At 71.7% G+C, this 2365-nt stretch carries 2 protein-coding genes and 1 pseudogene; all 3 read right to left on the reverse strand.

Translation table 11 applies throughout. The features are described from left to right. Positions 1-250, reverse strand: a pseudogene (locus V7004_RS15680) (hypothetical protein); the annotation flags it as partial. A gap of 29 nt (positions 251-279) precedes the next feature. Continuing rightward, the gene (locus tag V7004_RS15685) at positions 280-1254 is read right to left on the reverse strand and encodes an acyl-CoA dehydrogenase family protein (RefSeq protein ID WP_334145192.1); all 975 of its coding nucleotides are present in this window, start codon (positions 1252-1254) and stop codon (positions 280-282) included. A 6-nt stretch (positions 1255-1260) separates the two neighbouring features. After that, a partial coding sequence (locus V7004_RS15690) for an acyl-CoA dehydrogenase family protein (protein ID WP_334145194.1) occupies positions 1261-2365 on the reverse strand: 1105 nt, incomplete at its 5' end.

Here is a 2365-nt window from a genome sequence, read left to right on the forward strand (position 1 = left end):
CCACCACCTCCCGACCCTGACCCGCACCCCACGGAGTCGAGAACCCGCCCGTGCCGTCCCGGGAGTCCAGCACCCGGGTCGGGGTGGTCCCGAAGAAGGTCCCGGGAGGTGCGGCGAGAGAAGCGAGTGGGGCGCGCCCGCCGACGTCACCGGCGGCGCCGGGGGCGGTCTGCGCGCTCGCCGACTTCATCGCCGGCGGGCACCACAGCGCGCTCAGGCACGCCAGGGCCGCGCACGCGACCACCGCCACGCGGGCGCGCCGGTCGCGCTGCGCCCGTGTCACGTCGAGGCGAGCAGGTCCGCCATGGTGTCGGCACAGGCCTCGATACCGCCGAACGCGGGCTCCAGCGCGTAGGCCCGTTTGAAGTAGAGGTGCGCGTCGACCTCCCAGGTGTACCCCATCCCGCCGTGCACCTGGATACAGCTCTTGCCGTTCCCGATCGCCGCCTCCGCGGCGGTCAGCTTGGCGGCGGCTACCGCGCGCTCGACGGAGCCGACCGCGGGGTCGTCGAGGGTCACCCCGGCGGCGTAGACCGCCCCGCGGGCCACCTCGACCCGGGTGAACATGTCGGCGAGGAGGTGCTTGACCGCCTGGAACGCACCGATCGGCTTGTCGAACTGGACCCGCTCGCGCGCGTAGGTCACCGCCAGGTCGGTCGCTGCTTCGGCGACGCCCAGGAGGAGACCAGCGACCAGTGCCGCACCCTGCTCACGTAGCTGCGCAGCGGTGTCCGGACCTGCCAGCCGCTCGCCCTGGGGCAAGGGCTCGGTGAGCTCCCGTACGGGGGTGAGCGGATCGAGCGGGTGTGCGATCTCCCGGCTGGCGAGCGCGCCGGCGTCGACCTGCCAGACCCCCTCCGCGTCGACGATCAGCACGACATCGAGCGATCCGAGGTGCTCGACCAGACGGGAGGGATCGTCGCGCTCGACGCCCCCCACCACGGTCTCGCCCGACGCCGCCCCCGGCACCAGACCGGCGGCGAGATGGGTCCACACCAGCGGTCCGGGCACCAGCGCCCGGCCCAGCTCCTCGAACACCAGGACCGCATCGGCCCAACCCAGCCCCACCCCGCCGTCGGCTTCGGCGAGGCGCAGGGAGAACACCCCCATGTCCGCCAGCTCACGCCACAGGGCCCGGTCGAGCGCGCCGCCATCGGCGAGGGCACGGATCACCGGCATCGGCACCCGGCCCTCGCAGAAGTTGCGCACCCCTTCCTGGAGGGCCATCTGGTCGTCGGAAAGCTCGAAGTCCATCGGCGATCACCCCTTGGGGAGGCCGAGGATGCGCTCGGCGATGATGTTGCGCTGGATCTGGCTGGTGCCCGCGGCGATGGTGAACGACGTGGAGCGAAGACGCTCCTCCACGAACACCCCACTGGGTAGACCGCCCAGGTCGTCACGGCTCAGCGAGGCCCGGTCGAGCACCCGCATGGCCAGATCGGTCAGGCGCTGGAACAGCTCCGAGTAGTACACCTTGACCACCGAGCTGGCCGGCCCGGGAATGCCGTGGCGCTCCGCCTGGGCCAGGTTGCGCTTGGTCATGGCCCACAGGGCGTCCATCTCGGCTTGCAGGTGGCCGATCTCGCGGCGGATGGCCACGTCGTCCCACGCCGTGGCCGAGCGGCGGGTGACCTTGCGGGCCAGCGCGGCCAGCTCGGAGATCATGCGGTTGGTCTCCACCAGGTCCGAGATGAACCCGGTGCCCCGCTCGAAGCTGAACGTCACCATGGCCACCCGCCAGCCGTCGTTCTCCTCCCCCACCCGGTTGGCGACCGGCACCCGGGCGCCGTCGAAGAACACCTCACTGAACTCGCTGGAGCCGACGATGGTGCGGATCTCGCGGATCTCGATACCGGGCGTGTCCATGGGGCAGATCAACCAGGTGATCCCCCGGTGCTTGGAGCCCGGGTCGGTGCGCACCAGCAGCTCGCAGTAGTCGGCCACCTGCGCGAACGAGGTCCAGATCTTCTGGCCGGTGATGACGTACTCGTCGCCGTCGCGCACCGCGCGGCACGACAGGGAGGCGAGATCCGACCCCGCGCCGGGCTCGGAGAAGCCCTGGCACCAGACCTCCTCGCCCCGCAGGATGCGCGGCAGGTGTTGGCGCTTCTGCTCGTCGGTGCCCTCCGCCATGATCGTCGGGCCGCAGTGCAGCAGGCCGACGAAGTTCACCCCGATGTAGGGCGCGCCGGCGAGGGTGGTCTCCTCGAGGTAGATGAACTGCTCGGTGAGCGTGGCCCCCCGCCCGCCGTACTCCTTGGGCCAGTTGATGCCGGCGTAGCCGGCATCGTGGAGCATCCGCTGCCAGCCCGTGTCGTAGGCCCGGCGAGCGGGCCAGTCGTCGGGAGCCGGCTTGGGTGGGAGG

Origin of the sequence: Rhabdothermincola sp., from assembly GCF_036846205.1 — a bacterium.
GTDB lineage: Bacteria > Actinomycetota > Acidimicrobiia > Acidimicrobiales > Acidimicrobilacustridaceae > Rhabdothermincola.